Below are 16,912 nucleotides of genomic sequence, written 5' to 3' on the forward strand. Positions count from 1 at the left end.
TCACATGAATAACGAAATCTACCAAAACATCGCATGGAATATTATCAATCTTCGACAAAGTCAGTGGCTGACTCAAGAGCAGCTCGCCGAAAAAACCAGTCTTTCTAAATATCAAATTAAACGTATCGAGAAAGGCCAAGGAGACACCACCTTGGAAAATATCAACCAGCTAGCGCAGTTTTTTGAAGTGCCGATTGAAAGCCTCTTTCAAAAAGAAAAGAAAGTAGATGTTGCAATTAAAATCAGAGAGGAGATTTTGGAGAAATCTCCAAATAGAGTCCTGGTAAAGAGTTATAAAAAGTCCTTCATGGGCACCGGACAAATAAGATGCCTTGATCTCCCCTACAACTCGACAAGAAGCATTCGAATTGAAAAAGGAACGAATTATGAAATATGTGTATTAGCCGGTAGCACAACGATTCTAACCACCAACGATATGTCTCTCATGGAGTCTTCTCAAATTTTAACGGCCCAAGGACACGGCAGTTTGAGAATAAATAATGTTCACTCTCAAACTGCCAGGATTTTAATTTTTGCTTACTGATTTAGGCGGTTCTTCACTAGGTCTTCGACGACGCTCGGATCCGCTAGCGTCGAGGTATCCCCTAGTTGATCGGGGAGATTCTCCGCGAGCTTGCGGAGGATCCGGCGCATGATTTTACCTGAGCGGGTTTTTGGCAGGCCTGGCGCCCATTGAATCAAATCCGGCTGCGCAATGGGGCCAATCTCTTTGCGCACCCATTGGATAAGTTCTTTTTTAATCTCATCACTGCCCTGGAGACCCGAGCGCAAAGTCACGAAAGCATAAATACCCGTGCCTTTGATATCGTGCGGGTAACCAACTACGGCCGCCTCGCTGACACCTGCATGCCCGACAAGCGCACTTTCGATTTCCGCCGTACCGATACGGTGGCCTGAAACATTTAATACATCATCCACGCGACCCGTGATCCAATAATAACCGTCCTCATCGCGACGGCAACCATCACCGGTGAAATAGTAACCCTTGTAGCTAGCAAAATAAGTTTGTTCAAAGCGCGCATGATCTTTGTAAACCGTGCGCATTTGGCCCGGCCAAGAATCTTCTATTGCAAGGACGCCTTCCGCGGCCGTTTCTTTTTGCAAAACACCTTCGGGTGACAACACCACGGGCTTGATTCCAAAGAACGGTAAAGTGGCTGAGCCGGGTTTTTGCTTCATCACTGCCGGAAGAGGTGAAATCATAATCCCACCGGTTTCTGTCTGCCACCATGTATCGACGATTGGACAACGCCCCTCACCGACAACATCGTGATACCAATTCCACGCTTCTGGGTTGATGGGCTCACCGACCGTGCCAAGAATACGCAATGACTGGCGCGAAGTTTTCTTCACCGGCTCTTCGCCTTCACGCATGAGCGCGCGGATGGCTGTAGGTGCCGTATAGAAAATGCTGACTTTGTGCTTATCAATCACATCCCAAAAACGAGAGTGCGTCGGATAACTCGGAACCCCTTCAAACATCAGTGTCGTTGCGCCATTCGCAAGAGGCCCATAGACCAAGTAGCTATGACCTGTAACCCAGCCCACATCGGCCGTACACCAATAGATGTCATTTTCTTTAAGATCAAAAACATACTCGTGAGTCATGCTCGCGTAGAGCAAGTACCCACCCGTTGTATGCAAGACCCCCTTGGGTTTTCCCGTCGAACCCGAAGTATATAGCAAAAAGAGCGGATCTTCGGCATTCATATGTTCCGGCTCACATTGGTCATTCACTTGAGTCCGCTCGTCTTGATACCAAATATCGCGGCCCGATTTCATATCGACCTTGCCGCCCGTGTGACGAACAACTAAAACTTTGCGCACGCCTGGAGTCTTCGTGAGCGCTTCATCAACGTTTTTCTTTAGCGGAATGACTTTCGAAGCTCGCAGACCTTCGTCCGCGGTGATCACGAAATCAGAATCGCAATCCAGAATACGATTGGCAATGGAGTCCGGAGCAAAACCACCAAAAATTACTGAGTGCATAGCTCCGATACGCGTGCAGGCGAGCATTGCAAAGGCCGCCTCAGGAATCATTGGCATGTAGATCGTCACGCGATCGCCACGCTTAACTCCATGACGTTTTAGAATGTTTGCAAACTTACAAACCTCGGCATGCAATTCTCTATAGGTGATTTTTCTATTCGGAGTTTTAGGGTCATCGCCTTCCCAGATAATCGCAGTTTTATCGCCACGTGAGGGCAGATGGCGGTCGATACAGTTATAGGAAACATTCAGCTCTCCACCTTCAAACCACTTGATATGAACCGGAGAATTGAAAGAGGTGTCTTTGACCTTGTTCCACTTTTTAAACCAGTGCAGACGCTCCGCTTGATTGGCCCAGAAAGTCTCTGGGCTTTGAACAGATTCGTCGTACATTTTTTTGTATTGTGCAAAATCCATGGCGTACGTCCTTCGCTATAAGTTCACTTTTAGAACGAAGCCTTTTAAAAAACAAAAAGGCTGGGAGATATAAAATTCTCCCAGCCTTCTTATTTATAAATCAAGTACTAATGTGTCGTTGCTTAGTTGACGTCTTTATAGTCTGCGTCGATCACATCGTCGCCGCCTTTGTTAGCGCCTTCGGTTTCGGTTGAGCCACCGCCTGCGCCGCCACCACCAGATCCGTCACCGCCAGGTTGGCCGCCTTGCTTTTTGTAAAGCTCAGAAGACAACTTGTGAGTCACAGTTTGCAACTTATCGAACGCCGCTTTCAACTCAGTCGCTGGGGCACCTTTGTTCTCGAGAACTTTACGTGCTTCTGCGATGGCTTCATTAGCAGATTTTACTTCTGCCTCTGGAAGCTGCGTTCCAGCATCTTTGATCACCTTCTCTGTTTGGTAGATCAGGTTGTCCAAGTTGTTGTGAGCTTGAACTGCTTCCGCTTTTGCCTTATCGGCATCCGCTTGCAATTCCGCTTCACGAACCGCTTTTTTAACTTCTTCTTCGCTCAAACCAGATTGTGCAGTGATCTTGATCTGCTGTTGCTTGCCAGAAGACAAGTCTTTCGCAGATACGCTCAAGATACCGTTGGCGTCGATGTCGAAAGTAACTTCAACTTGAGGAACACCCCGTGGAGCTGGTGGAATGCCAGTCAACTCGAAGCGGCCCAAAGTTTTGTTATCCGCAGACATCTTACGCTCACCCTGCAACACGTGGATGTCCACCGCTGGCTGATTATCAGCTGCCGTCGAGAACACCTGCGTTTTCTTCGTAGGGATCGCTGTATTTCTCTCGATCAACGCTGTCATTACGCCGCCAAGGGTTTCAATACCGAGGCTGAGCGGAGTTACGTCGAGGAGCAATACGTCTTTCACATCACCAGCAAGAACGCCCCCTTGAACAGCGGCACCGATTGCAACCACTTCGTCAGGGTTCACAGTGCGGTTTGGTTCTTTACCGAAGAAATCTTTAACTGCTTTTTGGATCGCAGGAATACGAGTTGAACCACCCACGAGAACGACTTCATCGATCTCAGAAGCTTTCAAACCAGCGTCTTCCAAAGCCTTACGGCATGGATCCATAGAACGTTTTACCAACGCCTCAGTCATTTGCTCGAACTTCGCGCGAGAAAGGCGCGTTTGCAAATGCTTAGGACCTGTTTGGTCCGCCGTGATGAACGGAAGATTGATCTCTGTATCTTGCGCAGAAGAGAGTTCAATTTTCGCTTTCTCAGCCGCTTCTTTCAAACGTTGCAAAGCCATTTTGTCGTTTTTCAAATCAATGCCTTGGTCTTTTTTGAACTCAGTGATGAGCCATTCCAAGATCACTGTATCGAAGTTATCACCACCCAAGTGAGTGTCACCGTTCGTCGAACGAACTTCAACAACACCGTCACCAACTTCAAGGATAGAGATATCGAATGTACCGCCACCGAAGTCGTAGATTGCGATCTTCTCGTCTTTTTTCTTATCCAAGCCGTACGCCAACGCAGCCGCAGTCGGTTCGTTGATGATACGTTTGATCTCTAGACCCGCGATGCGACCGGCGTCTTTCGTTGCCTGTCTTTGAGAGTCATTGAAGTACGCTGGAACTGTGACAACAGCTTCAGTCACCGGCTCGCCCAAATAGTCTTCAGCAACTTTTTTGAGTTTTGCCAAAACAGCCGCACCGATTTCTTCTGGAGAAACCTGCTTACCGTTTGTCAGCTTGAATACGCAGTCATTGCCTTTAGCAACTACTGTGTACGGAACGAGTTTGATCTCTTCGCTGATTTCGTCGAATCTGCGACCGATAAAACGTTTCGCAGAATAAATTGTGTTTTCAGGATTTGTCACTGCCTGACGTTTCGCGATTTGACCCACGAGACGATCGCCGTCTTTCGTGAATGCAACCACTGAAGGAGTCGTGCGTGCGCCTTCCTCATTCACTAGAACTTTCGGTTCGCCACCTTCCATGATCGCCACGCAAGAGTTGGTCGTACCTAAGTCAATACCAATAATTTTTCCCATTGTTCACTCCTTAAAATACTAAACTATCTAACACTTTAAACATGTGTCGGCCGCTGCCGACGTCAAGGTCGCGGACCTCTTTTTTGGCTACTTTTTCTTGCCGAAAAAGCCGCCGCCTTCACCTTTGACTTGAATACCCTCTAATTTTGCCAAATCGCGTAAGAGTTTTTCTTCTTCTTTTGAGATTTTTTCGGGAAATTCGACCTCAAGTGTGCAATAGAGGTCGCCACGGCGATGGCCTCTGAGGGACGGTAAACCTTGGCCTCCCACCTTGAGGGTTTTGCCGTTTGGCGTGCCCTTAGGGATGTCCAAAGTGATGTCGTCGTCCAGGCTTTCTACCGGCAATTCCGCTCCTAAAAGCAATTGGAGATAGGAGACTTCGACTGTGGTATGAAGGTCATCCCCTTCGCGCTCAAAATTCGCATGATCTTTTACACGAATCTCAACATAGAGGTCGCCCGCAGGCCCCCCGTTGTAACCGCCTTCCCCTTCGTTGCCGACGCGCAAACGAGTGCCAGTGTCGACACCTGGAGGAATGTTGATGCGGATCTTACGATGCTCAGGCACACGGCCTTTTCCCTTACAGGACTTGCATGGATTTTTGATCGTCGTCCCTTGCCCGTGACAGGTTGGGCAGGTTGAAGCGACGCTAAAGAAGCCCTGCTGACGGATGACTTGGCCTTGGCCATGGCAGGTCGGACAGGTCACAGGTGCAGAGCCTTTTTCAGCTCCGCTGCCTTTGCACTCGCCACAAGAGGTGTCGGTATCAAATTCGATGTCTTTTTCAAGGCCGCGGAGAACGTCTTTCAGAGTGATCTCCGTCACGTAACGAAGATCCGCCCCTCTGCGAGGTTCTGTACGAGAACGAGTGCGACGTTGCTGGCCGCCTCCGAAGAAGTCGCCAAAGATGTCGCCGAAGTTGGCGAAAATATCTTCCATGTCTGGATGGCCACCACCGCCGCCCATGCCACCGCGGAAAGCCGCGTGGCCGAAGCGGTCGTACTGCGCCCGCTTTTGCGGATCGCTCAGAATTTCATAGGCACTGGCGCACTCTTTGAACTTTTCTTCGGCTTCGGGATTGCCGGGATTTTTATCAGGATGGAACTGCATGGCCAGCTTGCGATAGGCCTTCTTAATCGTATCTCCATCGGCATCGCGAGCGACGCCCAAGACCTCGTAGTAATCCCTTTGATTCGACATGTCATTTCCCGTTTCAGAATTTTGCTAGTACAGGGAATATGAGACATTTCCGGGAGGTGTCAAGAACGGGGTGCGATTTTTTGAAGTTTTACTTCGTAGGAGCTTCACGAATTTTTGCGAGCTTATCTTCTAAGCGCTTGATGATTATTGGGTCTACTTCCGTTTTAATCATTTCAGCTAAGACGGCCTCAGCAGCAACACGATCGTTAGACTCATTGTAGAGACCACCAGCAAGAGAAAACACCCATGGAGGCGCCCCGTTGCGGCCCGCGCGAATAAAAAGATCCGCTGCCTTCTTCTTATCTTTCACTTCGTAGAGAGAATGATAGGCTGCTCGATAAAGGATTGGCCAATCATTAGGAAATTCTCTGACGCCTTTGTCGAAAATTTGTGCGGCACCTTCAACATCCGAAACCATCACACTTAATGCTACAGCACCCGTCGCATACGGCATGCGAAACTTAGGAGAAAGCTCTGTAATCGCGTTCAACATGCGATAGAGCCACCCCTTGCCGACACATAGATTTTTAGCAATTTGCTGATCGCAATAGTCAAAATCTTGAATCGCCCGTATCCAAAGAAAATCTGCCGTCACATCCTTATGACCGAAAGTAAAATGCTCTACTCCTGATGGAGGAGACAAAAGATCACGTGGCTTTTCTAAAAGACCTTTACTGGCATATATCTGCGAATATAAAACTAATAGAAAGGAGAAGACCCCAAGCAAAGCAAAGCTTGGGTGAGTCTGAAATTTCAACAATCTTTGCAGTCTAGTGTTATCCAAAACATTCTCCCTCTAAAAATACTAATGCCAAAATAAAAAAAGCCCAAGTATTTCTACTTGAGCTTCTTTTTTCTGTCTTAAACTCGACTAAACTAAGGAATACCGATACGTGTATTCAATAATAGTTTTTGTTCATTGATTGTCCAGTCGTCGTTACCACCAGATTGGTGCACTACTGCGGTCGCTCCAGCAACAAAAGTATTCGTAGTCATAGCTGCCATACCAGTCACCGCAGAAATTGCCGCGGGAGCCGTATTAGTAGCACCATTTAGAGTAGAGCAGTTATTGGCCATTGCACCCGCAGCACCACAATACGCTGAAGTTGAAATAGCATTTCCTGGCGCTGTCGTTGGAGCCGTATTATAACCATTGGCTGCCGTAGCTTGAGACGTTACAGTATTGAAACCGACATTATAACGAAGACGACCTTCAGGAGAATATCCTACTGCACCAAACATAGAGTGATACGCCGTATACTCCGCAAAGAACGCCTTCTCTGCAGTATACAGAGACGACAACTGAGTTTTCGCCTCAGATTGGCGCGCCTTCGCCATGTATTTGCCGATTGACGGGATTGCTAAAGATGCCAAGATACCGATGATCGCGACTACGACCATGAGCTCTACAAGCGAGAAACCCGCTTGGTTATTACGTACGTACTTCATTAGAGACCTCCAAATGGTTCTGTTTTTAATTTCGTATTTTGAAGACCCATACTTATCGTCAGTTATAAAGATTTTGTTAAACGCTAAATATGTGTCACTTTAAAATGGTGCCAAAAAGACCTTATCAAAGCAAGATTGCTTCTCAAAACAAGACATTCATTTTATAATAATCTTAAGATTGTTGGGTGTGTCCACTTGGACACCACTGGAGTGAAAACTCAGAAAGAAAACACCCACCTGGACTTTAGCCCTTGAAGACACATATTTACCTGGCGATACCTTTTCCCCATGGAAGCACTTGAAAATCCAGAGGGAAACTTGAGAAAAACGACTAAGGGGTCGACGATGCAAAACAAACTAGTAGGGAATGGAACTCTTGTCAGTGATAACAGTCCGAAGCCCTACGTCTCTACTGATGGAGAAACTTCTGTTCAAACGGTCCCTCGTGTAGAGACGCCGAAAATGTACAAAGTGCTTTTATTGAATGATGATTATACACCGATGGATTTTGTGGTCCTCGTACTACGCCGTTTTTTTGGGAAGGCTGAAGAAGAAGCGAACAAGATCATGCTCGACGTCCACAAAAAAGGTTCCGGCATTGCCGGAGTATTCACTCTGGAAGTCGCCGAAATGAAAGTCATGCAAGTAAATCAGTATTCGCAGATGAACGAGCATCCGCTCAAAAGCACGCTAGAGGAAGAATGACTTCAGCCGCCCCAGGCGGTTGTGTATCAGGAGGAATAGGTTATGATGACACGAGAACTTGAACGTCGCCTCTCAGTTGCCACTGAAATTGCCAAGCAGGCTTACCATGAGTTTGTCACTCTGGAACATATCCTGCTCGCACTCACCGAATCCCCATTCATGGTCGAAATTCTGCAGGCCTGCGGAGTGAACGTCCAGAAACTCAAAGCCGATCTCAAAGCGTATCTCAAGAAAACAGTTCCGCGCATCACCCAGGAGCAACTAGACTCTTACGGTGGCTACGACAGCTGGAATCCCGAGTTCACCCTCGCCTGCCACCGCCTCATTCAGCGCGCAGCCATTCAGGTCAAAAGCTCTGGACGAAATCAAATCAATGAAGGCAGTTTGCTCGTCGCCCTGTTCTATGAGCAGGACTCCCATGCTGTCTTTGCTTTGGCTCAACAGGGCCTCAGCCAATTCGATGTGATCAATTACCTCTCTCACGGAGTGGCCAAAGACGTCAGCGGTACCGACGAAGAAAACTCTTCCTCGCCGGCTCCGCGCATGGATATCGACGGTCAGCCGATGGATGAAAGCAAGAGTTCTCCGCTCGAAAGTTTTTGCACAAATTTGAACGAAAAAGCGAAGAAAGGTAAAATCGACCCGCTCGTTGGACGCGAAGATGTTATCGAGCGCTGCGTACAGATCCTTTCTCGCCGCACGAAGAACAATCCGCTGCTCATTGGTGAACCCGGTGTTGGTAAAACGGCGATTGCCGAAGGCCTTGCCGCGAAGATCGTTCAAGGTGAAGTGCCTGAGAAATTAAAAACGGCGATCATTTACTCTCTCGACATTGGCACCTTGCTTGCGGGCACGAAGTTCCGCGGTGATTTTGAAGGGCGCTTGAAAGCAGTCATCAAGGAAATCGAAAAGCACCCGAACGCCATTCTCTTTATCGATGAAATCCATAACATCGTTGGCGCCGGCGCGACCAGCGGTGGATCGCTCGATGCTTCGAATCTTTTGAAACCGGCACTGGCCAGTGGCGATATCAGCTGTATTGGTTCAACCACTCATAGTGAGTATCGACAGTACTTCGAAAAAGACCGCGCGCTCAACCGCCGTTTCCAGCGCATTGATGTGAATGAACCGACTCCTTCAGATTGCGTCGCAATCCTGAAAGGCCTTCGTAAATCCTACGAGGAATTCCACAACGTGGTGTTCACCGACGAGGCGCTCAAGGCAGCAGTTGATCTTTCGATTAAACACATTCACGGAAAACTGCTTCCGGATAAAGCCATTGATGTGATGGATGAAGCCGGTGCCTACTTCCGTCTACGCCATTTAGGTGAGGACAAAGTTGTGATCGGCATTCCTGAAGTCGAAGAAGTGATCGCGAAAATGACGGGCCTTCCGATCGCGAGCATTTCTTCCAACGAAAAAATGCAGCTTCGCGATTTGGACAAAAAACTCAAGGCGCTTATTTACGGTCAAGACGAAGCCATCGATCGCCTCGTGACAAGCATCAAGCTTTCACGCAGCGGCCTGGCCCGTCCCAACAAACCTATCGGCAGTTACCTCTTTACGGGCCCTACCGGTGTGGGTAAGACTGAAGTTTGTAAACAACTCGCAGCTATTCTCGGTATTCACTTCCATCGCTTTGATATGAGTGAGTATATGGAGAAGCACGCCGTCGCTCGTCTCGTGGGTGCACCTCCGGGATATGTGGGTTACGAAGAAGGTGGCTTGTTAACGGAAGCCGTGAATAAACATCCGTATTCTGTTTTGTTGTTGGATGAATTAGAAAAAGCTCATCCGGATATTACAAACGCGCTCTTGCAAGTCATGGATGCGGGTCGCATGACTGATTCCCATGGCCGCGTTGCGGACTTTAAGAATGTGATCCTTGTGATGACGAGCAACGCCGGTGCTTTAGAAGTCGCTCGCGGTTCGATTGGTATCGTTGAAGACAGCCGCAGCTCTCAAAGCATGGAAGCCATCAAGAAAGCCTTCTCGCCGGAGTTTATCAACCGCTTGGATGCTGTGGTGAGCTTCCGTGACTTGTCAGAGGACATCATTCTCAAAGTTGTTGGTAAGTTTGTTGATGAACTGAAAATGACTTTGGCCGAGAAAAAAGTCGATCTGCAGGCTACACCAGAAGTTTTGAAATGGCTTATGAAAAAAGGCTACGACAAAGTTTACGGGGCTCGTCCTCTAGCTAGGACTGTGGATGAACACCTCAAGAAACCACTTGTCGATGAGTTATTATTTGGTCGTTTGGTCGATGGCGGCCGCGTCAGCGTCGAGGTGGACGGCTCCGTTGGAGGCGGCGTATTGCGGTTCCAATTTAGTACCACTCAGAGCGGCAATAACTCTAAAAAGCCCAAAGAGACCGTCACGACTTGACATAATTTAGAGAGATGCCAAATTAACCTTAGGGGTGAACGTGGCGCGTGACCGCGCCACCAAGGTTCAGCCCCCTAAGGAGTTTGCAACATGCAATTTTTCAAACGTTTCGGCTACTTCATTCTGACTAACGTTCTTGTGATGGTGACGATTGGTATCGCATGGACGATCATCAGTCATTTCCTCGGACTTGCCGGATTTAATCAGTACCTTCCCACAATGCTGGCGTTTTGCTTGGTTTGGGGTATGGGCGGCGCCTTTATTTCTTTGCTTATGTCTAAGTTCGCCGCGAAGTCTTTCCATGGCGTTCAAGTGATTGACCCAAATACCAACCAGCCGGAGCTTCGTGCCCTTGTTGAAAAAGTTCACGAGCTCGCTCGCCGTGCGAAACTTCCTAAAATGCCTGAAGTCGGCATTTACGAGTCTTATGACGTCAATGCGTTCGCAACCGGCCCGAGCAAGAGCAATTCGCTCGTGGCGGTTTCAACCGGTCTTCTTCAACGCATGAACGACAAAGAAGTTGAAGGCGTTCTCGGCCACGAAGTTTCGCATATTGCTAATGGCGACATGGTGACGATGACTTTGATTCAAGGTGTGGTGAATGCGTTTGCGATGTTCTTCTCGCGTATTTTGGCAAACGTTCTTGCCAGTAACGTCGATGAAAAGTTCCGCAACATTGTTTACTTTGCGTGTACGATCCTCGGCGATATCGCTTTCACATTGCTAGGTTCCATCGTCGTGAACTTCTACTCGCGCAAACGTGAGTACCGTGCTGACGCCGGCAGCGCTAAGATCTCATCATCAGGCAACATGATCGCGGCCTTGCAGCGCTTGCAAAGCCTGCATGAAGCTCCGCCATCAACCGATGATGCTTACGCGAGTTTGAAAATCTCAGGCCGTGAGAAAAAAGGCAGCATCGCTGACTTGTTCATGACTCACCCGGCTCTTCAAGACCGTATCAACGCTCTTGAGAGAGGTCGCGTGGGCTAATGCGCAAGGCAATTTCTTCAGCCATTTTTGTAACCGCTTTTTTGGGGTGTACCACAACGTCTGTGAACCATACAGGTGCAGACACGAAGGTCACCCCTTCTTCTATGCCTCCAAGTTATGACTTCATCGTCCAAAACCGTGATCATAACCAAAAAGAACTCGAGGCCCTGAAAACCACTGACGACAATCAAACATGGTGGAAGAAATATCGCATTGGACTTTTGAATCTCGATAAAAATCCGGAGGTCTCTTGCCCTCAGTTTACGGCCCTTTCTAAAGAAGCTCACTTTCCACTCCGCGATTTGGCATTACTGCGCGCTCATCAAACGTGCGCTGATACCAAAGACCTCGCGAAGCTGGATCCAGAGCTTTATAAAAGCAACTACAAATGGAGCCAGGACGTTCTTGCCGATGTGAATTTGAAGCAGGCACGCAAAACAGACGACAAGCTCGATGACATCGAGGCACTGAAAGAAAGTGCCCGCCAAGAAGTGATTGCCAAAAAGAAAGAGCAATACCTTCTCGATGCACTCAAGATCGCTCAAGACTTAAAATCAGAAGAAGAAATCAAAGCCGTTCAAGCTCAGCTCTATAAATCATCGCCGCGTTTAAAGCCGGATCTGACTTTCAAAGAACTTCCAGCGGCAGCCATGGATTATCGCCAGCGCCGCGAATTTGAAAAGGCTCTTGCAATCTACCGCAAGATCCTGAAAGATCCACAAGCTTCGACGGATGATAAATTCCAAGCGCTCAAGAACATCCGCATGACCTATAAGGTCGCGCAAAATAAAAATGCCTATATCGATGCGACCACGCAACTCGTGAACGCAACGAAGGCTGATTTTAAAGAAAATAAAAAGGATCCACAAAATATCAAGCGCCTGCATGAAAGCTATGTTCTGCTTGCGCGCACGCTGTGGACTGAAGACCGCGTAAGCCTAGCACTGAAATACCTCACTGAAGCTCAAAGACAGCTCAAGGGTCAGCATTCGCTAGACGAGATCTACTTTGTTCTCGGTCGCATGGCAGAGGAAAAAGGCGACTTACAAAAAGCCGCTGACTACTACGAAGCAAGTCTTAAAGAGCCGCTTTCAAGTTCTAGCATCCGCGAACGCGTTCAGTGGCTGCACCCCTGGGTGCTTTACAAAATGAAGCAATACGACGAAGCGGCTACGAAGCTTCAAGAATACGCGAAAAAAGCCAAGGACAATTCCGATAAGACTCGAAGCACGTTCTGGGCGGCTCGCGCTTTAAAGAACAACAACAAGTCGGAAGAAGCAAAAGCGCTTTTACAGCAGCTCGTTAAAGACGACCAAATCGGTTACTACGGCATGCTCGCCGTGCGTGAACTCGGCCAGACTTACAATCCGATGAAGAGCAATGAGAAAGACTTCTCTTACTCTCTGACAAGCTTAAAGGAACTGAGCCCAACATCAGCGATGCAGGCTGAATGGCTGATGGCAGTCGGTGAAAATACGTTCTCAGAAAAAGTCATCGACCAGCTGGCGCAAGAGCTTCGCCAAAAAGGCCGCGCGGATGAAGACACATGGCTTGTTGTTCTAACAAGCTATGCACGCGCCAACCTTTATCTGCCGCTTTTTGCCGCCTACAACAATCTGCCAAGTGGAGTAAAAGAAAAGATGATTCAGAAACATCCTGAACTTCTTTTCCCGCGTAACTACAAAGACATTATCCAGCAGGCAGCCGGCACCGAGCAGATCGCGCCGGAATTTGTGTTCTCGATCATCCGTCAAGAATCTGCGTTTAATCCACGCGCCCGCAGCCCTGTGGATGCCTTCGGTTTGATGCAGCTTTTGCCAAGCCTTGGAAAAGAGCTCAGCAAAAATGCGAAGGTCTCATACAAAGAGCCGGATGACCTTTTTGACCCGGAAGTGAACGTCCCCCTCGGGGCGCGTGAGCTGAAGAATTTGCTGTCGAAATATGACCAGCAATACATCCTTGCAGTGTCCGCTTACAATGCCAGCGGCAGTGCGATCCGTGGCTGGCTCAAGACTCGCTTCCGTGATGACTCCCTTGAGTTCATCGAAGAGGTCCCCTACGACGAGACCCGTGCCTATATTAAGCTCGTTATGCGTAATTTCGTGTTCTATAAGCGTCTAGGCCAGGATGCACCCGTGCCATTCCCGGAGGAGTGGCTCAAGCTCGTGAAGAACTAGACCAAGGCCCGCAGAGGCACCGAAATTCGGTGTCTCAATTTGAGAAGAAAAGCCAAGAAAGTTTAAGAGCGCCCTCGGAAATCCGATAATTATACGGTGGAGGAAACCTCATGCGCTCTCAGAAAATGATATTCCTTGTTGGCGGCATCTTTGTAGTTTTCATCGGTGCTTTCGGGACTTACCAACATCTCAGTGGGGAAGCCTCTTCCCGTTCTACGAACTCCGTCAAAAAAGCCAGCGGCCGTTTTGAGGAGTCCAAGATCACTTCAAAAACTGAAAGTGTCGATGATGAACAAAGTGCCTTGTTCAATGACCCTGCCATTGCTCAAGCATGGGGCCTTAAGAAAGCCGATGCAGCTCGCGCATGGTCGGTCTCTAAAGGCAGCAAGAGCGTTGTCGTTGCCGTCATCGATACGGGCGCCGACGTCAAGCATGAGAACCTTTCAGCAAATCTCTGGATGAACCCTGGTGAAACCGGCAAAGACTCAAAAGGCCGCGACAAAGCCAACAACGGAGTCGATGACGACGGCAATGGCTTCATCGATGACGTTCACGGCTGGAACTTCGTTTCTAACAACAATAATCTGACGGACAACCATGGCCACGGCACTCATATCGCCGGCATCATTGGCGCGAATGCGGTGAACGGAAAAGGCTTCCGAGGGATCTCTCAAGACGTGAGCCTGATGATTTTGAAATACTACGATCCTAAAGTCGCTGGCACGGACAACTTAAAAAACACAGTGGCTTCGATTAAGTACGCTGTGAAAATGGGCGCGAACATCATCAACTACTCTGGGGGCGGAACTGAGTTCAGCCAAGAAGAGCATGATGCGATTGTCGAAGCCGAGAAAAAAGGAATTCTGTTTGTCGCAGCCGCGGGTAACGAAAGATCCAACTCGGATCAATTCCGCTACTACCCTGCTGACTATGGTCTTTCAAATATCATCTCAGTCACGGCGATCGACCCGAGCACAGAAGTTCTTTCTTCCAGCAACTACGGAACTGAGACTGTGGATATCGCAGCTCCAGGCCAAAACATCTTGTCACTGCTTCCGGGTGGTTCTTACGGGATGATGACAGGCACTTCGCAAGCAACGGCTTTCGTTTCGGGCGCTGCGGCCTTGGTGATGGCTCGACGTGAAGCTTATAAAGCTGTCGACGTGAAGAAATACATTCTTTCAACCGGTGATGCGATGGCTTCGCTCAGCGCAAAGACGCGTACTTCCCGTCAGCTGAATCTTTACAAGTCGCTGACGATCCTCGATCAGGGCTTGGGACTCACAGGGGTTGCGGCCGCGAACAAAGGCAGCGCGAGCAATCAAGAGTTCACAGTTCGTGCCAAAGACGAAGCAAACACTCCGCACGAAGATCCGAACCTTAAAAAGGATTCGGCGACTGAGATGGCGACCTTCGGAAAGTCACTCATTAAGAGCATGGAAAAAATGGGCCGCATCGGCGAAAAGCAGGCACCAGCAAGTCAGTAGCTTTAAAGGTACCAGGTCGCTTTTCGGAATTGACATTAAACTAGAAAAGAAAAACCCCCGAGATTATCGGGGGTTTCTATTTGTAGTGTCCGAGTTTCGGAGAAACTAAGATGTCAATTCTGAAAAGCGACCTGGTACCTTTTAGAAGTCGTTGATTTTATCGACGAGTTCTGGGTAGTCGATGAATGGGTTGCGGTTACCCTGAAGCTTCATGATCTTTTCGTTGCGGTCGCGTTCTTCGTCGTCAACAGGGTCATCTTTGTGCCACTTGCGAAGAACTGCTTCGAGGCGAGGATCAATCGGCAGATCGTAACGAGTTGAGAAGTAGAACAATGCACGTGCCACGTTTCCGCGGTGCTCACGAGGTGGCTCAAAAACATCTTGGCCGCCGCCATCAGGTTTACCGAAGCGAACATTTTTGCACTTCAATGTTTTTGTATCCTTCACGACTTCACCAAACCAGTTGTTGCCGCGAACGGAATTCATTTCAGAATCCGTTGGGAAGAGGTGATGAAGATCCGATTTTTGCAAATCTGTAGGATATCTGCCGGTGAAACGACTTTGTGGCCACGTGTGCTCCGCATTGATTACGGTGCTGTCAGGAATCACTCCCGGCCCTGGGCGTCCACCATTGCTGAACTCTTCAGGTGTCGCATTGTGATCGCAGTAGACGTCCTTCACTCCGTATCCGCTGCCTGTATCAGGAATCAGATAAAAGCTACCGAAAAGAAACTTGCGAGCGTTGTTGTATCCGAAAGCCGTGTGCTGGTAACAGCCACTCTCTTCACAAGAGGTGCCCAATGTATCGAGACCGTCTTTATGTGGATTGTGATAAACCTTCAAGATGACTTTCAAACGCATCAGCAAACTTTTATCAGTTACGCCAGCGCCGAGTTCGCTATAGAACTCTTCACCATAATAAGGAATCTTTTCTGTCAGAGCCGCTGCATGAACAACGCCTGAAAAGAACATTGAAAAAAGGATCACTGTCTTAATGAAGTTTGTCTTCATTCGGGTCCGCCATTTCTGTTGGGGGTGATGTTTACAGCCTCTGGGCGGAACTATTGCGTTTCGGTAATAACGAAGTCAATTAAGAACGCTCGAAATTCTTTGTTAGAATTCCGTTAGGGAAAAATCATGGAAATGATTTTGGATTAAATTTTTTTAATAGAAGTCGGAAAGAGAGATTCTCCCTTTCCAAAAAAGAATAAGTCCGAACGTCAGCAACGCCACGGCTACTCCGGCTCCCACGAGATTGCGGAGACTTAAACTGAAGTAGCCCGTAAGGATCATTAAAAGCGAAAGACTCAGCGGTCCCCACAAAACATACTTGTGCCATTTCTTTCGTGGCACCGTCGGCTTTTGCGCAAAGCGTAAGTCGCCATCAGCTTTGCTGGTAAGCGTTACTTGCAACAAACCATGGGCCTTAAAGATCATTCGCTCACAGACATCATCAGAGCCGCCCTGAGCACTCTTTAATTCTTCGTATTTTAAGATCGCAAAGCGCAGAGCATCCAGTTGATGGCAGCTCTTCAGAAAATCATCATGCAAACTCAAGTTATCGAAGTTCATGATGAGGTTCTTCCACTTACGCACCAAACTTGGCTGCGCTTTCAATGTCGGATCCAGAGGCAATTGCTCGAGACGCGCGAAAATCACATGGCAAGAATAGCATTCAGAGTTTTTCTTTTCATTGATAGCGCCACACTTCGGGCAAGCTTGAGTGCTTGTCTTTTCAGCAGAGTCTTCGATTTCTTGTTGCAAGGCTGCAAATGATTGAGCCTCCAACTCTTGCTGGAACGTGCGTGCTTCCTCCATCTCAGGAGATGCCTGCACTAGATAGGTCGCTACCGACATAGGATTTGTCACAGGATAAGCGAATGAAAAGCGGCTTGAGCAGGAAATGCAGTCAAACTGAGGAGTGTGACTTTGGATGTCGCCCTCACTGACTTCGTAGAGTTTGCTGCAATTCGGGCAGCGCACTCTGAATTTTCCAAGCTGTTTTTCAGTCGATAGTTCGCTCAATCCGAGCTTCTCCTATTCA

The 16,912-nt window shown here is 48.4% G+C and carries 13 protein-coding genes; 6 read left to right on the top strand and 7 right to left on the bottom strand.

What is annotated here, in order from left to right; translation table 11 throughout:
* Nucleotides 1–4 precede the first annotated feature (4 nt).
* Complete coding sequence (locus JSU04_10745) at nt 5–544, top strand: helix-turn-helix transcriptional regulator (protein MBS1970778.1); 540 nt, start codon at nt 5–7, stop codon at nt 542–544.
* Here the strand turns inward: JSU04_10745 and acs are convergent.
* The 5 genes from acs to JSU04_10770 all read right to left on the bottom strand — a co-directional run bounded on the left by acs (nt 538) and on the right by JSU04_10770 (nt 7,124).
* The gene (acs, locus tag JSU04_10750; GenBank protein ID MBS1970779.1) at nt 538–2,427 is read right to left on the bottom strand and encodes an acetate--CoA ligase; all 1,890 of its coding nucleotides are present in this window, start codon (nt 2,425–2,427) and stop codon (nt 538–540) included. The two genes, JSU04_10745 and acs, sit on opposite strands and share 7 nt — an antisense overlap.
* Nucleotides 2,428–2,549: 122 nt before the next feature.
* The gene (gene dnaK, locus JSU04_10755; protein ID MBS1970780.1) at nt 2,550–4,475 is read right to left on the bottom strand and encodes a molecular chaperone DnaK; all 1,926 of its coding nucleotides are present in this window, start codon (nt 4,473–4,475) and stop codon (nt 2,550–2,552) included.
* Nucleotides 4,476–4,562: 87 nt separating this feature from the next.
* The gene (dnaJ, locus tag JSU04_10760; protein MBS1970781.1) at nt 4,563–5,675 is read right to left on the bottom strand and encodes a molecular chaperone DnaJ; all 1,113 of its coding nucleotides are present in this window, start codon (nt 5,673–5,675) and stop codon (nt 4,563–4,565) included.
* Between the two features lie 88 nt (nt 5,676–5,763).
* Nucleotides 5,764–6,270 (bottom strand): hypothetical protein, encoded by a 507-nt coding sequence (locus JSU04_10765; protein MBS1970782.1) that lies wholly within the window; start codon nt 6,268–6,270, stop codon nt 5,764–5,766.
* Between the two features lie 281 nt (nt 6,271–6,551).
* Nucleotides 6,552–7,124 carry a prepilin-type N-terminal cleavage/methylation domain-containing protein gene (locus tag JSU04_10770; protein MBS1970783.1) on the bottom strand — a complete coding sequence of 191 codons (573 nt, stop codon included), beginning with the start codon at nt 7,122–7,124 and terminating at the stop codon, nt 6,552–6,554.
* Nucleotides 7,125–7,469: 345 nt separating this feature from the next.
* On the opposite strand from JSU04_10770, the gene clpS reads away from it, so the two are divergent.
* The 5 genes from clpS (at nt 7,470) to JSU04_10795 (ending at nt 14,868) form a co-directional block, all read left to right on the top strand.
* Complete coding sequence (gene clpS, locus JSU04_10775) at nt 7,470–7,829, top strand: ATP-dependent Clp protease adapter ClpS (protein MBS1970784.1); 360 nt, start codon at nt 7,470–7,472, stop codon at nt 7,827–7,829.
* Between the two features lie 42 nt (nt 7,830–7,871).
* Nucleotides 7,872–10,214: an ATP-dependent Clp protease ATP-binding subunit ClpA gene (clpA, locus tag JSU04_10780; protein MBS1970785.1), complete on the top strand. Its 2,343-nt coding sequence runs from the start codon at nt 7,872–7,874 to the stop codon at nt 10,212–10,214.
* A 90-nt stretch (nt 10,215–10,304) separates the two neighbouring features.
* Nucleotides 10,305–11,204 (top strand): protease HtpX, encoded by a 900-nt coding sequence (gene htpX, locus JSU04_10785; protein ID MBS1970786.1) that lies wholly within the window; start codon nt 10,305–10,307, stop codon nt 11,202–11,204.
* A gap of 62 nt (nt 11,205–11,266) precedes the next feature.
* Nucleotides 11,267–13,381 (top strand): transglycosylase SLT domain-containing protein, encoded by a 2,115-nt coding sequence (locus tag JSU04_10790; GenBank protein ID MBS1970787.1) that lies wholly within the window; start codon nt 11,267–11,269, stop codon nt 13,379–13,381.
* Between the two features lie 125 nt (nt 13,382–13,506).
* Nucleotides 13,507–14,868 (top strand): S8 family serine peptidase, encoded by a 1,362-nt coding sequence (locus JSU04_10795; GenBank protein ID MBS1970788.1) that lies wholly within the window; start codon nt 13,507–13,509, stop codon nt 14,866–14,868.
* 141 nt (nt 14,869–15,009) lie between these two features.
* On the opposite strand, the gene JSU04_10800 is transcribed toward JSU04_10795, so the two are convergent.
* On the bottom strand, nt 15,010–15,879 hold the full coding sequence (locus tag JSU04_10800) for an endonuclease (GenBank protein ID MBS1970789.1): 870 nt from the start codon (nt 15,877–15,879) through the stop codon (nt 15,010–15,012).
* 153 nt (nt 15,880–16,032) lie between these two features.
* On the bottom strand, nt 16,033–16,893 hold the full coding sequence (locus JSU04_10805; protein ID MBS1970790.1) for a hypothetical protein: 861 nt from the start codon (nt 16,891–16,893) through the stop codon (nt 16,033–16,035).
* Between the last annotated feature and the right edge of the window lie 19 nt (nt 16,894–16,912).

Source organism: Bdellovibrionales bacterium, from assembly GCA_018266295.1.
GTDB lineage: Bacteria > Bdellovibrionota > Bdellovibrionia > Bdellovibrionales > Bdellovibrionaceae > JACMRP01.